This window comes from Stenotrophomonas sp. 278 (assembly GCF_003935715.1).
Lineage (GTDB): Bacteria > Pseudomonadota > Gammaproteobacteria > Xanthomonadales > Xanthomonadaceae > Stenotrophomonas > Stenotrophomonas maltophilia_AH.
Genome location: NZ_RHPP01000014.1, coordinates 1 through 18,141 on the forward strand (window position 1 = coordinate 1; position 18,141 = coordinate 18,141).

Here is an 18,141-nt window from a genome sequence, read left to right on the forward strand (position 1 = left end):
CCGTGAATCCATCCATGGAGGCTACTCGGACGCCATCCATGGCGCCGAGTGTCCCGCAAACCCACCCCGGCACGCCCAAACACGTAGACCGGCAGCCAAGAGCTGTTCGCCCAAATGCATGAAGCCGGGCAAAGCCCGGCCCCACGCAACACATCGCAATCGCAGGGCGCGTTAAGCGATCAACCGCCACCGCCCGAACCGCCGCCGGCGTGGATGCCGCCAGCGGTCAGTGCGGCAGGATCCAGCAGGCGGCGCAGCTCCGCTTCGCTGAGGCCGCTGTCTTCCTTGGCCACGTCCAGCACCGGGCGCTGCTCCTTGTAGGCGCGTTTGGCAATTGCGGCCGCCTTTTCGTAACCGATGATCGGGTTCAGCGCGGTCACCAGGATCGGGTTGCGGCCCAGGGCTTCGCGCACGCGATCCTCGCGCACTTTCAGGCCTGCGATCGCGGTGTCCGCCAGCAGGCGCGAGATGTTGGACAGCAGACCGATACCATCCAGCAGGTTCGCCGCCACCAGCGGCAGGGTCACGTTCAACTGGAAGTTGCCGGTCTGCCCCGCCACCGTGATCGCGGTGTGGTGGCCGATCACCTGTGCGCACACCATCACCGTGGCTTCCGGAATCACCGGATTGACTTTGCCCGGCATGATCGAGCTGCCCGGCTGCAGCGCCGGCAGCTCAATCTCGCCCAGGCCCGCCAGCGGACCGGCATTCATCCAGCGCAGGTCGTTGGCGATCTTGATCAGTGCCACCGCCAGCGCGTTGAGCTGACCCGAAAGCTCCACCGCATCGTCCTGCGCGGCCAGCCCTTCAAATTTGTTTTCGGCGCTGTCAAACCGCACGCCGGTCTGCTGCTTCAGGCGTTTTGCCACGCGCTCGCCGAACCGCGGGTCCGCATTGATCCCGGTGCCGATGGCGGTGCCGCCGAGCGGAAGGCGGCGCAGGCGTTTGAGTGCGTCTTCCAGCCGCTCCTGCGCCGAAGCCAGCTGCGCCGACCAGGCACCGAACTCCTGCTCGAAGGTCAGTGGCATCGCATCCATAAGATGCGTACGGCCGGTCTTGACCACCTTGCGCAGGCTGCGCCCCTTCTTGTCGATGGTCCTGCGCAGGTGCACCAGCGCCGGCAGCAGCTGTTCGTGCACGCCGAGCAGCGCGGACACCCGCAACGCGGTGGGAATCACGTCGTTGGAGCTCTGGCCCTGGTTGACGTGGTCGTTCGGGTGCACCGCGGTCTTGCCGGCCTTGCCTGCCCGGTTGGCCAAGGTGGCGATCACCTCGTTGGCATTCATGTTCGACGAGGTGCCCGAGCCGGTCTGGTACACGTCAATCGGGAAATGCGCGTCGTGGTCGCCCGCGGCCACTTCGCTTGCCGCCGCTTCGATGGCCTTGCCGATGTTCTTCGGCAGGTGGCCCAGTTCGGCGTTGACCGCCGCCGCTGCGCCCTTCACCAGGCCCAGGGCGCGGATGAAGCCGCGCGGCATGCGCTGGCCGGAGACCGGGAAGTTTTCCACCGCACGCTGGGTCTGTGCGCCCCACAAGGCGTCTGCAGGCACCTGCAGTTCACCCATGCTGTCGTGCTCGACGCGGAACGCCTGCAGGGGCCGTTTTGTTGCAGCTTTGCTCATTTCGTTGACTCCGCACTACTTCGTGTTGGGGAAAGGAAGCGGCGGCTGGCGAAGGAGCGCTTCCTGGCTGGCGGCAGCGGTCACGATACCCCGCATCGCGGGATTTGGGTATGCGACAGCCCGGTAGCGCCGGCCGTTGGCCGGCCCAGGCAGTGGGTCAGGTAGAATATTGCCCCCGCCGCCCCTCGCCTGCGCCTGCCATGTCCGAATTTGCCCTGCTTGCCCTGTCCCCGCTTGATGGCCGCTACGCCGGCAAGGTCGACGCCCTGCGCCCGATCTTCTCCGAATATGGCCTGATCAAGGCCCGCGTGAAGGTCGAAGTGGAATGGCTGCTGGCCCTGGCCAATGAGCCGGGCATCGTCGAGCTGGCCCCGTTCGCCCCGGCCGCGGCCGACCGACTGCGCGCCCTGGCCGACGGCTTCTCGCCGGCCCACGCGGCACGGGTGAAGGAAATCGAGCGCACCACCAATCACGACGTGAAGGCGGTGGAATACTTCATCAAGGAACAGCTGAAGGACGACGCCGAACTGGCTCCGGCGCTGGAGTTCGTGCATTTCGCCTGCACCAGCGAAGACATCAACAACCTCAGCTACGGGCTGATGCTGGAACAGGCGCGCCGTGAAGTGCTGCTGCCGAGCCTGGACGGCATTGCGTCCAGCCTGCGCGCCCTCGCCCACGCCCAGGCCGACCAGCCGATGCTGTCGCGCACCCACGGCCAGACCGCTTCGCCGACCACGCTGGGCAAGGAAGTGGCCAACGTGGTGGCCCGCCTGGAGCGCCAGCGTCGCCAGATCGCAGCGGTGGAATTCACCGGCAAGATCAACGGTGCGGTGGGCAACTACAACGCGCACGTGATCGCCTACCCGGACGTGAACTGGCCGGCCTTCGCGCAGCGCTTCGTGGAAAGCCTGGGCCTGGTGTTCAACCCGTACACCACCCAGATCGAGCCGCACGACAACATCGCCGAGATCGGCGACGCGGCACGCCGCGCCAACATCATCCTGATCGACCTGGCCCGTGACATCTGGGGCTACATCTCGCTGGGCTACTTCAAGCAGAAGCTGAAGGAAGGCGAAGTCGGCTCTTCGACCATGCCGCACAAGGTCAACCCGATCGACTTCGAAAATGCGGAAGGCAACTTCGGCATTGCCAACGCGCTGTTCGAGCACTTCAGCGCCAAGCTGCCGATCAGCCGCTGGCAGCGCGACCTGACCGACTCCACCGTGCTGCGCGCGGTGGGCACGGCGTTCGGCCACACCCAGGTGGCGCTGGACTCGCTGGCCAAGGGCCTGGGCAAGCTGACGGTGAACCCGGAGCGCCTGGACGCCGACCTGGACGCCTCCTGGGAAGTCCTGGCCGAAGCCGTGCAGACGGTGATGCGCCGCTACGGCCTGCCCAACCCCTACGAACAGCTCAAGGCCCTGACCCGCGGCCAGGGCATCACCGCCGAGTCGATGAAGGCCTTCGTGGAATCCCTGGACCTGCCGGAAAGCGCCAAGCAGGAACTGCGCACCCTGACCCCGGGCGGCTACATCGGCCTGGCATCGGAGCTGGCCAAGGCGATCTAAGCCTTGCGGCCCCTGTGAAACCCCGGACGGGGCATCGGTTCATCCGGTGCCCCTTTTCGTTGTGGATCGCCTGGGCCGGCCAACGGCCGGCGCTACCGTGTTGAACCGCACGCCTCGGTAGCGCCGGCCGTTGGCCGGCCCAGGCGGTATCGGGCGCGTGACAGATCAGCGCAGGTGCACACACCGCCGAACCAGCGGACAATAGCCGGGTACCCTGCAAGGATTTCCCCCATGGCTGTGCGCAAGACCAAAACTCCCGTCATCGAAGTCCAGGCCCGTCCCGGCTTGCCGCTGGGCATGCCTGCCGCCACCTTCCTGCGCGACTACTGGCAGAAGCGGCCGCTGCTGATCCGCCAGGCCTTTCCGGACTTTGAAACGCCCGTGCAGCCCGAGGACCTGGCTGGCCTGGCCTGTGAGGAAACCGCGCTGGCGCGGGTGATCAGCCATGACCGCGCCACCGACGGCTGGACCGTGCGTACCGGTCCCTTCCAGGAAGAAGATTTCCCCGGCATGCCCGACCACGACTGGACCCTGCTGGTCCAGGACGTCGACAAGTGGGACCCCGATGTGCGTGCCCTCATCCAGCACTTCGACTTCCTGCCGCGCTGGCGCATGGACGACGTGATGATCAGCTTCGCCGCCACCGGCGGCTCCGTCGGGGCCCATGTCGACCAGTACGACGTGTTCCTGCTGCAGGCCTACGGCCACCGCCGCTGGCAGATCGACGCCAGCGAGTCAATCAACGGCAAGCGGCCGCCACTGGACTTCCGCGATGACGTCGACATCAAGCTGCTCAAGCGCTTCAAGGTCACCCATGACTGGGTGCTGGCTCCCGGCGACATGCTGTACCTGCCGCCCAACGTGCCGCACAACGGGGTCGCCGAAGACCCCTGCCTGACCTTCTCGTTCGGCATGCGCGCCCCGGCCGCCGCCGAACTGATCAGCGACTATCTGGACACGCTGATCATGGATGCCAGCGAGGACATCCGCTATCACGACCCCGATCTCAAGGTGCCGGAAGATCCCAACGAGATCGATACCGTCGCCATGAACCGGGTCGTGGCCGCGCTCAATGCCATCCGCATGAACGACCCCGACCGCCTGGGCGACTGGTTCGGCCGCTTCATCACCACCTACCGCGCCGCGGGCGAGGTCACCGCCAATGGTGAGCCGCTGCCGCGTGAAGAGATCGAGTCCGCCCTCGCTGGCGGCTTCGTGCTCGGGCGCCACCCTTGGGCCCGGCTGGCCTGGCGTCGCGCCAGCCGCGGGGCCAGCCTGTACTGCAGCGGGCTGGAATTTGCCCTGTCGGTGAAGGACGCCCAGTCCCTGGCCGCGCTGGAACAGCTGGATGCCGGCAGCTATGGCAAGCTCTCCGCCAAGGGCCGCGCTGCCGTGCAGGACCTGGTCGCCGGCGGCTACTACCAGTTGATCGACCCCAGCGCCTTCGACGAAGAAGACGACATCGAAGAGGGCTACGAGATCGTTGACGCCACCGAGACCGTCGAAGTGATGGAAGACGCCGACCTGGAAGCCGACGTCCACGAGGTCACCATTCACGAGGACGGCGTCGAAGTGATTGTCGAGTTCGACGACAGCGACGACAGCAACGACACCGACGAGCCGCGCCGCTGACATGGACCACCCCGGCGAGCCCCTGCTGCCCGACCTGGCCCGCCTGCTGAGCGGGGCCGCCACCGTCGACACGGCCGACCAGGCCGTGTCGATCACGACGGCAATCGCGCAGCGGGCCCGCCGCCAACTGTGGATCCACAGCCGCCTGCTCGACCCCGGCCTGCTGGACGCCCCGCCGGTGCTGGAGGCGCTGCGCCGCTTCGCCACCGCGCGTCACGACAAGCAGGTCTGCATCATCGTCCACGACGCCAGCGCCGTCGCCGCCGCCGGTTCACCCCTGCTGGGGCTGATCCAGCGCCTGCCCACCGTGTTCCGGGTCCGCCAGGTCACCGACCCGATCGACCGGGCGGTGGCCTCAGCCTGCCTGCTCAATGATGTGGGCGACTACTACTTTCGTCTGAGCGGGCATCGGCTCGACGGCGAAGCCGGCCTCGCGCAGCCGGCACGTTCGCGGCCGTTGCAGGACGGTTTGCAGCGCGTATGGGAACGTTCGCGTGATTGCACCGAGTTGCGCGCGCTCGGCCTGTAGTCGCGAAGGAGGGGCTGAACCTGTCTGGGAATGACACCGCAAGCCCCGGAAAGTCCCGTTTGCTGCCCCTTCCTGTCCTGATGGGGGTACAATTTGGTGGTTAGATACCGCCCGCGCAGGGCTATTCACATTTGTCCTGCCGGATCATCGAAGACTTACCCCCACAAGCGAATCCGACCCTCCATCGTGGACAATCTACTGAAGCAGTTTGCGCAGTCATCGCAGCTCGCCGGCGGCAACGCCTCCTATGTCGAGGATCTGTACGAGCAGTACCTCGTTTCTCCGGACAGTGTCGATCCCAAATGGAAGACCTACTTCGACGGCTTCAAGGGCCGCGAAGCCGGTGACATTCCGCACTCGGCCGTCATCGCCCACATTGCCGACGCCGCCAAGGACGCCCTCAAGGGTGGTACCGGCGCTGGCGCAGGCGACGAACGCGAGCGCAATGTCGGTCGCCTGATCACGGCCTACCGCTCGCGCGGCCACCTGGACGCCAAGCTCGACCCGCTGGGTCTGGCCCAGGCCGTGAACTCGCCCGATCTGGGCCTGCCCTTCCACAGCCTGTCCGAAGGCGACCTCAACGCCGAGTTCAGCACCGGCGGTGTCGGTGGTCAGCCGCGCATGAAGCTGCGCGACCTGCTGGCGCGCCTGAAGGCGACCTATACCGGCTCGATCGGTGCAGAGTTCATGCACATCTCCGAGGTCGAGCAGCGCCAGTGGATCTACCAGCGCCTCGAACTCGCCGGTGGCAACTACAACCTGGATGCGGACACCAAGCGCCGCACCCTGGAGCGCCTGACCGCCGCTGAAGGCCTGGAACGCTACCTGCACACCAAGTATGTCGGCCAGAAGCGCTTCTCGCTGGAAGGTGGCGACGCGCTGATCCCGATGATGGACACCATCATCCGTGACGCCGGCAAGGACGGGGTCAAGGACGTGGTGATCGGCATGGCCCACCGCGGCCGTCTGAACGTGCTGGTCAACACCCTTGGCAAGAACCCGCGCAAGCTGTTCGACGAATTCGAAGGCAAGTTCGAGCACGACGAGCATGCTTCGGCCGGTGACGTGAAGTACCACATGGGCTTCTCGGCCGACGTCGCCACCGATGGCGGCCCGGTGCACCTGGCGCTGGCGTTCAACCCGTCGCACCTGGAAATCGCCGACCCGGTCGTGGCCGGTTCCGTGCGTTCGCGCCAGGAGCGCCGCAAGGACACCGCACGCAAGCAGGTCATGCCGATCCTCATCCACGGCGACGCGGCCTTTTCCGGCCAGGGCGTGGTCATGGAGCTGTTCCAGATGTCGCAGGCCCGCGGCTTCGCCGTGGGCGGGACCGTGCACATCGTGGTCAACAACCAGGTCGGTTTCACCACCTCCAATCCGCTGGACACCCGCTCCACCCGTTACGCGACCGACGTGGCCAAGATGATTGCCGCGCCGGTGCTGCACGTGAACGGCGACGATCCGGAAGCCGTGGTGTTCGCGGCCAAGCTGGCGTTTGATTTCCGCCAGAAGTTCGCCAAGGACGTGGTCATCGACCTGATGTGCTACCGCCGCTGGGGCCACAACGAAGCCGACGAACCGGCGATCACCCAGCCGCTGATGTACCAGGTCATCCGCAAGCACCAGACCACCCGCGAGCTGTACGCCGCGCAGCTGGAACAGGCTGGCGTCATCGCCGCCGGTGCCGGCAAGGCGATGGTCGATGCCTACCGCGAGAAGCTGGACGCCGGTGAAGTGACCACCGAGCTGGCCAAGGTCGAGAAGACCCCGCCGACCAGTCCGCTGTTCGTCGACTGGCCGAAGCTGCTGGAAGGCAAGCTGTCCGATCCGGTCTCCACCAAGGTGGACATGGGCAAGCTCAAGCAGCTGGCTGAAATGATCAACACCGTGCCGGCCGAAGTGGAACTGCACTCGCGCGTGGCCAAGGTGTACGACGACCGTCGCAAGATGGCCGCCGGCGAGATCCCGGGCGACTGGGGCTTCGCGGAAAACCTCGCCTACGCCACCCTGCTCGACGAAGGCCGTGCCATGCGCCTGGTCGGCCAGGACGTGGGCCGTGGCACCTTCACCCATCGCCACGCGATCCTGCACGACCAGAAGACCGACAACTACTACCTGCCGCTGCGGCAGCTGGTGGATTCGCCGGAGAAGGTCGCGGTGATCGACTCGCTGCTCAGCGAAGAAGCGGTGATGGCCTTTGAATACGGCTTCTCCACCACCGATCCCAACACCCTGTGCATCTGGGAAGGCCAGTTCGGCGACTTCGCCAATGGTGCCCAGGTGGTCATCGACCAGTTCATCGCTGCCGGCGAAGCCAAGTGGGGCCGCATTTCCGGCCTGACCCTGCTGCTGCCGCACGGCTATGAAGGGCAAGGTCCGGAACACAGCTCGGCGCGCCTGGAGCGTTTCCTGCAGCTGTGCGCGCTGGAGAACATGCTGGTGGTGGTGCCCTCCACCCCGGCCCAGGCCTTCCACATGCTGCGTCGCCAGCTGTGCATGACCACCCGCAAGCCGCTGGTGGTGATGTCGCCGAAGTCGCTGCTGCGCCACAAGCTGGCCGTGTCGACCCTGGACGAACTGGCCAACGGCGAGTTCCAGCACCTGATCGGCGACGCCAATGCGGACGCCAAAAAGGTCAAGCGCGTGGTGCTGTGCTCGGGCAAGGTCTACTACGACCTGCTCGAAGACCAGACCAAGCGTGGCCAGGACGACGTTGCCATCATCCGCGTGGAACAGCTGTATCCGTTCCCGCGCGCGCTGCTGGCCGCCGAACTGAAGAAGTACGGCAACGCCACCGACGTGGTGTGGACGCAGGAGGAACCGCAGAACCAGGGTGCGTGGTACCAGATCCGCCACCACCTGCAGTTCTGCCTGGCCGATGGCCAGAACCTGCACTACGCCGGTCGCGCACGTTCGGCTTCGCCGGCCGCCGGTCACATGGCTGACCACATCATCGAACAGCAGAAGCTGGTCGCCGATGCCCTGGTCAACCCGTTCAACGACGTTGTCGCTGAATAACCCCCACTCATTTCTAGAAAAGACAAATCAGGAAGCTCCCGCATGGCCACCGAAGTCAAAGCCCCGGTACTGCCCGAATCCGTCGCCGACGGCACCATCGCCACCTGGCACAAGAAAGTCGGCGATGCCGTCAAGCGCGATGAAAACCTGCTGGATCTGGAAACCGACAAGGTCGTTCTGGAAGTGCCGTCGCCGGTCGATGGCGTGCTGAAGGAAATCAAGTTCGAAGTGGGTGCCACCGTGACCTCCAGCCAGGTCGTGGCGATCATCGAGGAAGGCGCGGTTGCCGAAGCCCCGGCTCCGGCGGCCGAAGCGCCGAAGGCTGAAGCCCCGAAGGCCGCTGCTCCGGCTGCTGCTGCCGCTCCGGCTCCGGCCGCCAAGTCGGCCGCTGATGCCCTGCCCCCGGGTGCCCGCTTCACCGCCATCACCGAAGGCGTGAACCCGGCCGACGTCGACGGCACCGGCCGTCGCGGCGCGGTGACCAAGGAAGACATCGTCAACTTCGCCCGTAACGGCGGTGCCGGCAAGGCCGGTGGCGCACGTCCGGAAGAACGCGTGCCGATGACCCGCATCCGCAAGCGCATTGCCGAACGCCTGATGGAGTCCAAGAACTCCACCGCCATGCTGACCACCTTCAACGAAGTCGACCTGAGCAAGGTGTCGGCCGCGCGCAAGGAACTGCAGGACGAGTTCGTCAAGGCACACGGCATCAAGCTGGGCTTCATGAGCTTCTTCGTGAAGGCCGCCGCCAACGCGCTGCAGCGCTTCCCGCTGGTCAACGCCTCGATCGATGGTGACGACATCATCTATCACGGCTACGCCGACGTCTCGATCGCCGTGTCCACCGAAAAGGGTCTGGTGACCCCGGTGCTGCGCAACGTCGAGCGCATGTCCTTCGCCGACATCGAAAAGACCATTGCCGAGTACGCCAAGAAGGCGCGCGACGGCAAGCTGGGCCTGGACGAACTGCAGGGCGGCACCTTCACCGTGACCAACGGCGGCACCTTCGGTTCGCTGCTGTCCACCCCGATCATCAACCCGCCGCAGAGCGCCATCCTGGGCATGCACGCCATCAAGGAGCGTCCGATCGCCCAGAACGGCCAGGTCGTGATCGCGCCGATGATGTACCTGGCGCTGTCCTACGACCACCGCATCATCGACGGCAAGGACTCGGTGCAGTTCCTGGTGGACATCAAGAACCAGCTGGAAAACCCGGGCCGCATGCTGTTCGGCCTGTAAGACCTTCCCGCCCCTCCGTGCTTCGCGCGGAGGGGTTCTGGTAAAAGCAACAAGGAACTATCAATGGCTGAACAATTCGACGTTGTCGTCATCGGTGCCGGCCCGGCCGGCTACCATGCCGCCATCCGTGCCGCCCAGCTGGGCCTGAAGACCGCCTGCATCGACGCCGCTCTGGGCAAGGACGGCAAGCCGGCCCTGGGTGGCACCTGCCTGCGCGTGGGCTGCATTCCGTCCAAGGCGCTGCTGGACTCCTCGCGCCAGTACTGGAACATGGGCCACATCTTTGGCGACCACGGCATCAGCTTCAAGGACGCCAAGATCGACGTCGAAGCGATGGTGGGCCGCAAGGACAAGATCGTAAAGCAGTTCACCGGCGGCATCGGCATGCTGTTCAAGGCCAACAAGGTGACCCCGTACTACGGTTTCGGTGAGCTGCAGCCGGGCAAGATCGTCAAGGTCACCCAGCACGACGGCACCGTCGTGGAACTGGCCGGCACCAACATCATCATCGCGGCCGGTTCGGACTCGATCGAACTGCCGTTCGCCAAGTTCGACGGCGAAACCATCGTCGACAACGTCGGCGGCCTGGACTTCACCGAAGTGCCGGCGCGTCTGGCCGTCATCGGTGCCGGCGTGATCGGTCTGGAACTGGGCAGCGTGTGGAAGCGCCTGGGTTCGGAAGTAACCATCCTGGAAGCGCTGCCGGACTTCCTGGCCGCGGCTGACGCCGAAGTGGCCAAGGTCGCCGCCAAGGAATTCAAGAAGCAGGGCCTGGACATCCGCCTGGGTGCCAAGGTCTCCAAGGCCGAAGTCACCGGCAAGGGCAAGAAGAAGGAAGTCGCCCTGACCTACGCTGACGCCGAAGGCGAGAAGAACCTCACCGTCGACAAGCTGCTGGTCGCCGTGGGCCGTCGCGCCGCCACCAAGGGCCTGCTGGCCGAAGGTACCGGCGTGAAGATCAACGAACGCGGCCAGATCGAAGTGGACGCCCACTGCCACACCGGCGTGGACGGCATCTGGGCGGTCGGCGACTGCGTGCGCGGCCCGATGCTGGCGCACAAGGGCTTCGAGGAAGGCATCGCGGTGGCTGAGCTGATCGCCGGCCTGCCGGGTCACGTCAACTTCGACACCATTCCGTGGGTGATCTACACCGAACCGGAACTGGCCTGGGTCGGCAAGACCGAGCAGCAGCTGAAGGACGAAGGCATTCCGTACAAGGCCGGCAGCTTCCCGTTCGCCGCCAACGGCCGTGCCGTCGCCATGATCGAGCCGGCCGGCTTCGTGAAGGTGCTGGCACACGCCGAAACCGACCGAATCCTCGGCATGCACCTGGTCGGTGCCAACGTTTCCGAGCTGGTGCACGAAGGTGTGCTGACCATGGAGTTCAGCGGCTCGGCCGACGACCTGGCCCGCATCTGCCACGCGCACCCGTCGCTGTCGGAAGTGGTCCACGACGCCGCCATGGCCGTCAGCAAGCGCGCCATCCACAAGGCCAATTGATCGGCCTTGATGTGAGGTAACGAAAAACCCCGCCTCGGCGGGGTTTTTTGTGGGTCATGCACGTGCCGACCAACGGTCGGCACCTACCGGTAGCGCACGACCGTTGGTCGTGCGGCGCAATCACACCATCGCGCGTCCGCCACCCAGCATCCGCGCCGGCAGCATGAACAAAGCGCGCAGGAACGCGAACAACGCCGAGAACGTGATCCCGACCAGCCGGAACGGCAGGCTCAGCAGCCACACGAACGGCCAGGCCAGCAGGGCCAGTATCGCCAGCGGCCAGCACAGCACGAACAGCAGGCACCACACACCGAGCGCGAACAGGGTCTTCATGACGGGGGCTCCTTGCGCGGCGGCTTGCCGCGTGGGGATACCTTGGCTGTCGAACATGCCAGCGGCAATCGGTTTCCGACGAAACCCCGGATGCTCCGACGAAACCGGTAGCGCCGGCCGTTGGCCGGCCCTCATGAACCCATCCGGATGCGCGGGGGCCGGCCAACGGCCGGCGCTACCGCCGTAACGCCTTCGACGTTACTCGAACGAACCCACCGAATCGTGCGACAGGTTGTCGAAACGGGTGTACTCGCCGAAGAACTTCAGCTTGCACGAGCCGGTCGGGCCGCCTCGGTGCTTGCCGATGATGATCTCGGCCAGGCCCTTGTCCGGCGAGTTTTCCTTGTTGTAGTAGTCGTCGCGGTAGATGAACACGATCATGTCCGCGTCCTGCTCGATTGCGCCCGATTCACGAAGGTCAGCCATCACCGGGCGCTTGTCGGTTCGCGTTTCCAGCGAGCGGTTCAGCTGCGACAGCGCAATGACCGGCACGTTCAGCTCTTTCGCAAGACCCTTCAACGAACGCGAAATTTCCGAGATTTCGGTCGCGCGGTTTTCGCTGTTGCCGGGCACGCTCATCAGCTGCAGGTAGTCGATCACGACCAGGCCCAGGTCGTGCTCGCGCTTGAGGCGGCGGCACTTGGAGCGCAGCACCTCCGGCGAAACGCCCGGGGTGTCGTCGATGAAGATCTTGGTTTCCTTCAGCATCCGGATCGCGCCGGTGACGCGGCTCCAGTCCTCGTCTTCCAGCTGACCGGTACGCAGGCGCTGGGCGTTGATGCGGCCGTTGGAGGAAATCAGACGCATCGCCAGCTGCGACGCCGACATTTCCATCGAGAACACCGCCACGCCCTTCTTCGACTTGATTGCCGCGTATTCGGCGATGTTCAGCGCGAAGGTGGTCTTGCCCATGGCTGGGCGCGCAGCCAGGATGATCAGGTCGGTGGGCTGCAGGCCCGCGGTCATCGCGTCAAAATCGGCGTAGCCGGTCGGCAGACCGGTGATGTTGCCGCCGTTCTCGAAGCGGTTGCGCAGTTCTTCAAAGGCATCTTTCAGCGCGCCCGGCATGGCCACGAAATCGGTACGACCGCGTGCGCCCTGCTCGGCAATGGCGAACACCGACTTTTCCGCAGCCGACAACAGTTCGGAACTGTCGCGCCCTTCCGGCTGGAAACCGTCGTTGACGATGTCCGTACCCACCTGGATCAGCTGGCGCAGCACGGCCTTGTCGCGCACGATTTCCGCGTACGCGCCGATGTTGGCCGCCGATGGCGTGGTGCTGGCCAGTTCGATCAGGTACGCGCCGTCGCCGACCAGCTCCAGCTTGCCCTGCGATTCAAACCACTCGCCCAGGGTGACCGCGTCGAACGGGCGGTCACGCTCGGACAGCTCGCGGATCGCCCGGTAGATCATCTGGTGGTCACGACGGTAGAAATCCGTCTCGTTGAGCTGGTCGTTGACCCGGTCGTAGCTTTCCGGGGCCAGCATCAGCCCGCCCAGCACCGCCTGCTCGGCTTCGATCGAATGCGGCGGCACGCGCAGCTGATCGATGCGCGATTCGTCGCGCTCGAAACGGTCGCCGCGTTCTTTGCGGTCGTTACGGAAGCCGGAGCGGGCAGACATGTAGGACGGGGTTCCTGCGGCGTGGAGCGTGCTACATGGTACCGCCTACGGCCCGGTACAACCCTGTGGATAAACCGTGGATGATCTGGGGGCAATCTGCGGCGACGGTGTCACGACCAACGGTCGTGACCTACCGGTGCGTGGCGATGAACGCCAGGAACTTGTCGGTGAATCCCTGCAGGAAGCCACGGGTGCTGTCGTTGCCGATCTCGCCGTCGGCGTCGATCAGGCCCTCCTTGAAGTGCAGGAACACCTCCGGCTGGCCCAGCACCGGCATGTCCAGGTAGGCGAGCACGTTGCGCAGATGCTGCTGGGCCAGCGCGGTGCCGATCACGCCGATCGAGGCCCCCACCACGGCGGCCGGCTTGCCGGCGAAGGCGCTGTCGCCGTACGGGCGCGACCCCAGGTCGATGGCGTTCTTCAGCACACCGGGGATCGAGCGGTTGTATTCGGGGGTGACGAACAGGACCGCGTCGGCGCTGCGGATCTGGTCTTTCAGGCGCACGCCTTCGGCCGGGTAGTGCTTGTCGAAGTCCTGGTTGTACAGCGGCAGGTCACCGATCTGCACGTAGTCGAAGCTGGCCTTGCTGCCGGCGAGTTTCTCCAGCGCGTGGGCCAGGGCGAGATTGTGCGAGCCGGTGCGCAGGCTGCCGACGAGGACGGCGATCTTGGGGGTGGCCATGGGGGGCTCCTGTCGAGGGAATCCCCAGCGTAGAGCCCCGCCCTGCGTGGCTGCGTGAACGTGTCAGGCACCCCGAAGCCACGCAGGGCGTGGCTCTACGCAACCTCGGCCCTCGCATGCTTCCAGTGCGCCTGCCAGGCCTGGAACATCAGCACATTCCACAGATGCGTGTGCCATTTGCGCTCGCCCTGCTGGAATTTCTGCCACAACGGGGCCACCGCGTTCACCTGGAAGACGCCCTCGCCCGCCAACCGCGACGGATCCAGCAGATCATCGGCCCAGCCGCGCAGGTCGCCCTTCAACCACGCACTCACCGGCGCGCCAAAGCCGCGCTTGGGTCGATGCACCATGTCGTGTGGCACGTAACGGCCCAGCACCCGCTTCAGCAGGTACTTGCTGACCCCATCGCGCTGCTTGAGATGCAACGGCAGCGACCAGGCGAATTCGGCCACCCGCCAGTCCAGCAGCGGCGCACGCGCTTCCAGGCTGACCGCCATGCTGGTGCGGTCGACCTTGCACAGCAGGTCATCGGGCAGATAGGTGCTGAAATCGGCCAGCATCATCGCGTCGGCCGGCGAGCCGGCCCCGTGCAGCGGGTCGGCCAGGTCATAGAAGCTGCCTGCCCCCTTGGCCCCGATCACCGCGGCAACCGGGTCGCGCCAGCGCGAAATGCGGTTGCGGTACACATCACCGATGCCGCGCGCGCCGGTTTCGGCCAGCAATGCGGCCAGACCACCGGTACGCGAGGCTTCCCCCTGGGTGTGCGCATGCGCCGCCATCCAGCGCCGCAGCGGGGCGGGCACGCGGCCGAGCAGGTTCCAGTTGCGCAGGGCGCGCTGGTAACGACTGTAGCCGAAGAACAACTCATCGCCGCCATCACCCGACAGCGCCACCGTCACCGAGCCGCGCGCCAGCTTCGCTACCAGCGCGGTCGGCACCTGCGAGGCGTCGGCAAACGGCTCGTCGAAAATCGAAGGCAGCTGCGGCACCACTGCCAGCGCATCCGCGCCGCGGACATACAGTTCGGTGTGGTCGGTGCCGAGGTGTCCGGCCAGTGCCTTCGCCAGCGGCGCTTCGTCGTGGTCGGAGCCCTCAAAACCAATGCTGAAGCTGTGGATCGGCGTGGACGACTGCGCCTGCATCAGCGAGGCCACCACCGAGGAATCCGTGCCGCCGGACAGGAACACGCCCACCGGCACGTCGGCCACCATCCGCAGCGCCACTGCATCGCGCAGCAGGCCGTCGAGCTGGAATTCGGCATCGTCGTCGCTGCCGGCAAACGGCGCGGCCAAGGCATGCTGCATGCGCTCGCGCGCGTTCCAGAACGGCACCTGCTGCTGATCCGGTCGATGCGCATGCGCGCCGGCCGCCACCGCGGTCGCATCCAGGCGCAGCACCCGTCCCGGCATCAGTTTGAAACAGCGCTCATGGATGCAGTGCGGGGCCGGGATGTAGTCCAGTCGCATCAGCAGGGTCAGCGCGTCACGGTCGACGTCGTTGTCGAACTGCGGGTGCTGCCACAGCGCCTTCAGTTCCGAACCGAACACCAGGGTGTCGCCGGCCCAGCCGTAATACAGCGGCTTCTTGCCGACCCGGTCACGCGCCAGCCACAGGCACTGCTCAGCGCGGTCCCACAAGGCAATGGCGAACATGCCGTTGGCGCGCTGCAGAGTTTCGTCCACGCCCCAGGCCACGAAGGCGGCCAGCAGCACCTCGGTGTCCGAATGACCGCGGAAGCTGTGGCCGAGCGCTTCCAGTTCGGCGCGCAGCGCGGCGAAGTTGTACACCTCGCCGTTGTAGGCCAGCACATATCGGCCGTCCACCGACGCCATCGGCTGATGGCCAAGCGGCGACAGATCCAGGATGCTCAGCCGGCGATGCGCCAGGGCGATGCCGGCAGCGGCATCGGCCCAGACGCCGCGATCATCCGGCCCACGGTGCAGGAGGGCGTCGCCCATCTGCCCCGCCCCGTGTTCAAGTGCGGCCTGTTCCGTTACCGGAGCCGCCAACAGCATGCCTGCCAATCCACACATCAGTCAGTGTTCCTGCGCCAACACCCGCGCGGCGCTTACCAGTGCATTGTCGCTTGGAAGCACGCACATTGCTGCCCCTGCCAGCGGAGTATAGGTGTCGGCCCCGCTGACCCGCTGCATCGGCAGGTGCCCCAATCCGGCCTCGACCAGCGCGGTCATCACGCCCTCGCCTACCCCCGCGCTGTGCCGGCCCTCGTCGACCACCAGCACCCGCTGCGCGTCGGCGGCCTGTGCGGCGATGAAGCCGGTGTTGAGCGGCACCAGCCAGCGCAGGTCCACCACCCGCACCTGCCAGCCGAGTTCCTCTCCAATGCGTGCAGCGGCGCGCAGGCTCATCGGCACCCCGTTGCCGTAGGTGAAGATCACCAGGTCACTGGCCCCGGGCTGGTACACCCGGCCCTCGCCCAGCACCAGCGCCTGGTCCGGAGCGGGGTACGGAAACAGCCATTGGCCATCGCCCGGCTCATGCAGGTCCTTGATCATGTACAGCGCAATGGGTTCCAGAAACACCGCGACGCGACCATCCACCTGGGCCAGCGCGGCCAGGGTGCGCAGCATCATCGCCGCATCATCGCCACGGGAAGGACAGCCGACCACCAGCCCCGGAATGTCACGCAGCGCGGCAATCGAATTGTCGTTATGGAAGTGGCCGCCAAAGCCCTTCTGGTACCCCAGCCCGGCAATGCGCACCAGCATCGGGTTGCGGTATTGATTGTTGGAGAAGAACTGCAGCGAACAGGCCTCACCGCGCAGCTGGTCGGCGGCGTTGTGCAGGTAGGCCAGGTACTGGATCTCCGGAACCGGCAACATGCCCAGGTTGGCCAGCCCCTGTGCCATGCCCAATATCATCGTTTCATCCAGCAGCGTGTTGAACACCCGGCGCGGCCCGAAGGCCTTCAGCAAGCCCTTGCTGACCGTGTACACGCCGCCTTTCTGTGCCACGTCCTCGCCGAACAGCAGCGCCGCGGGATACTTGCACAGCAGGTCATGCAGGGCCTGGTTGATCTGCACGGCCAGGTGTCGTGGCGGCTGCAGTTCCGGCAGCTGCGCCGCACCGCCGAAGGCCAGCTCGCGCTCTTCGGCTGCTGCCGGCCGGGTTGCTTCGGCATGCACGGCGGCCGGTGTGTAGGGAGCCAGCGGCGCGACAATCTCCTCCAGCGTTTCCAGCTTGGGCCGTGCACCGGCCGCTTCGGCGGCGGCAAAACAGCGCGCGCGGATCGCTTCGTAGCGCTCCAGCACCTGGTCGGCGCTGAGCCACCCTGACTGCAGCGCGATCTGCGCCGAGCGCAACAGCGGATCGGCGGCTTCAGCTGCGCACAACTCGCTCAGCGGACGCCATTCGATCTCGAAATCGGTGCCGGCATGGCCCATCAGGCGCGTGGTGCGCAGGTGCAGGAAGGTCGGCCGCCGGGTGTAGCGACAGTGCTCCAGCGCGCGTTCCACCTGGCCGTGGCCCTCGGCCAGGTCCAGGCCGTCGGCATGGAAATAGTCCAGGCCCGGGCGGTGGCGGAAGCTGTCGGCGATCCAGCCGGTCGGGGTCTTCACCGAAATGCCGATGCCGTTGTCCTCACAGACGAACAGGATCGGCGCGGGCAGGCGCTGGTAGGCCGCCCAGGCGGCGGTGTTGAAGGCGGTCTGCGCGGTGGCATGGTTGGCCGACGCATCACCGAAGGAGCAGATCACCACGCTGTCTTCGGGGATGGGTAATGCATGCCCGATACGTCGGGCGCTCTCGATCGCCAACGCGGTGCCCAGCGCCTTGGGCAGATGCGAGGCAATGGTCGAGGTCTGCGGCAACACCCATAGCGGCTTGCTGCCCCACACCTTGTGGCGGCCACCGCTGGCCGGATCGTCGCGGCTGGCAGCGAATGAGAGTGCGGCGTCCATGACCGGGTCCATGCCCGGCAGCTGGCGGAAGCGTTCGGCCATGAACGCCCCCGAGCGATAGTGCAGGAACGCCGGGTCGGTGTGACGGGCCAGCCGCGCAACCAGTGCGTTGCCCTCATGGCCGGATGACCCGATGGTGTAGAAGACCTTGTTCTGCACGCGCAGCACGCGCGCCATCAGGTCCAGATGGCGGCTGATGAGCTGGGATTCGAACAAGGCATCGAAGCCGGCTGCATCCAGTGAACTGCCCGGCAGGATCGGTGCGTCCGATGCCGGGCGCGCAGTCGGCTGTCCCTGCCAGTGGCGGACGAACTCGATGAAATTGGTGTCGCAGATTTCAGCGCGGTTGAGGCCCTTCATGCGGGCCGGAATCGGATCGGGAACCACGGCAAACATCCATCACCCTCCGTGACGTGTTGCGGACGCAGACGACCTTTGGCCGCATCAGGCCATACGCGCTTCGGGTTTGCCAAGA

General features: G+C 66.0%; 12 protein-coding genes. 6 read left to right on the plus strand and 6 right to left on the minus strand.

All coding sequences use genetic code 11. The features are described 5' to 3' along the window. Nucleotides 1-179 precede the first annotated feature (179 nt). Nucleotides 180-1,622, minus strand: coding sequence for a class II fumarate hydratase (locus tag EGJ34_RS04130; protein ID WP_125359271.1), 1,443 nt, complete (start codon nucleotides 1,620-1,622; stop codon nucleotides 180-182). Nucleotides 1,623-1,822: 200 nt separating this feature from the next. Between EGJ34_RS04130 and purB the strand changes: the two genes are divergently transcribed. The 6 genes from purB (at nucleotide 1,823) to lpdA (ending at nucleotide 11,108) form a co-directional block, all read left to right on the plus strand. Continuing rightward, complete coding sequence (gene purB / locus EGJ34_RS04135; protein WP_125359272.1) at nucleotides 1,823-3,190, plus strand: adenylosuccinate lyase; 1,368 nt, start codon at nucleotides 1,823-1,825, stop codon at nucleotides 3,188-3,190. Nucleotides 3,191-3,421: 231 nt separating this feature from the next. After that, nucleotides 3,422-4,822 (plus strand): cupin domain-containing protein, encoded by a 1,401-nt coding sequence (locus EGJ34_RS04140; protein WP_125359273.1) that lies wholly within the window; start codon nucleotides 3,422-3,424, stop codon nucleotides 4,820-4,822. A 1-nt stretch (nucleotide 4,823) separates the two neighbouring features. After that, complete coding sequence (locus EGJ34_RS04145) at nucleotides 4,824-5,351, plus strand: hypothetical protein (protein ID WP_260476895.1); 528 nt, start codon at nucleotides 4,824-4,826, stop codon at nucleotides 5,349-5,351. 186 nt (nucleotides 5,352-5,537) lie between these two features. Beyond that, entirely contained in the window at nucleotides 5,538-8,369 is a 2,832-nt protein-coding gene (locus EGJ34_RS04150) for a 2-oxoglutarate dehydrogenase E1 component (RefSeq protein ID WP_125359274.1), read from the plus strand. A gap of 42 nt (nucleotides 8,370-8,411) precedes the next feature. Beyond that, on the plus strand, nucleotides 8,412-9,608 hold the full coding sequence (gene sucB, locus EGJ34_RS04155; protein ID WP_125359275.1) for a dihydrolipoyllysine-residue succinyltransferase: 1,197 nt from the start codon (nucleotides 8,412-8,414) through the stop codon (nucleotides 9,606-9,608). A gap of 63 nt (nucleotides 9,609-9,671) precedes the next feature. Beyond that, nucleotides 9,672-11,108, plus strand: a complete 1,437-nt coding sequence (gene lpdA, locus EGJ34_RS04160) for a dihydrolipoyl dehydrogenase (RefSeq protein WP_125359276.1) — start codon at nucleotides 9,672-9,674, stop codon at nucleotides 11,106-11,108. Nucleotides 11,109-11,228: 120 nt separating this feature from the next. On the opposite strand, the gene EGJ34_RS04165 is transcribed toward lpdA, so the two are convergent. The 5 genes from EGJ34_RS04165 to EGJ34_RS04185 form a co-directional block, all read right to left on the minus strand. Beyond that, nucleotides 11,229-11,441 carry a hypothetical protein gene (locus EGJ34_RS04165; RefSeq protein WP_125359277.1) on the minus strand — a complete coding sequence of 71 codons (213 nt, stop codon included), beginning with the start codon at nucleotides 11,439-11,441 and terminating at the stop codon, nucleotides 11,229-11,231. Between the two features lie 198 nt (nucleotides 11,442-11,639). Next, on the minus strand, nucleotides 11,640-13,064 hold the full coding sequence (locus tag EGJ34_RS04170; RefSeq protein WP_125359278.1) for a replicative DNA helicase: 1,425 nt from the start codon (nucleotides 13,062-13,064) through the stop codon (nucleotides 11,640-11,642). A gap of 130 nt (nucleotides 13,065-13,194) precedes the next feature. After that, nucleotides 13,195-13,746: an NAD(P)H-dependent oxidoreductase gene (locus tag EGJ34_RS04175; protein ID WP_125359279.1), complete on the minus strand. Its 552-nt coding sequence runs from the start codon at nucleotides 13,744-13,746 to the stop codon at nucleotides 13,195-13,197. Between the two features lie 95 nt (nucleotides 13,747-13,841). Then, nucleotides 13,842-15,779: an asparagine synthase (glutamine-hydrolyzing) gene (gene asnB, locus EGJ34_RS04180; RefSeq protein ID WP_125359280.1), complete on the minus strand. Its 1,938-nt coding sequence runs from the start codon at nucleotides 15,777-15,779 to the stop codon at nucleotides 13,842-13,844. 3 nt (nucleotides 15,780-15,782) lie between these two features. Then, complete coding sequence (locus tag EGJ34_RS04185; RefSeq protein ID WP_125359281.1) at nucleotides 15,783-18,062, minus strand: thiamine pyrophosphate-dependent enzyme; 2,280 nt, start codon at nucleotides 18,060-18,062, stop codon at nucleotides 15,783-15,785. Nucleotides 18,063-18,141 lie beyond the last annotated feature (79 nt).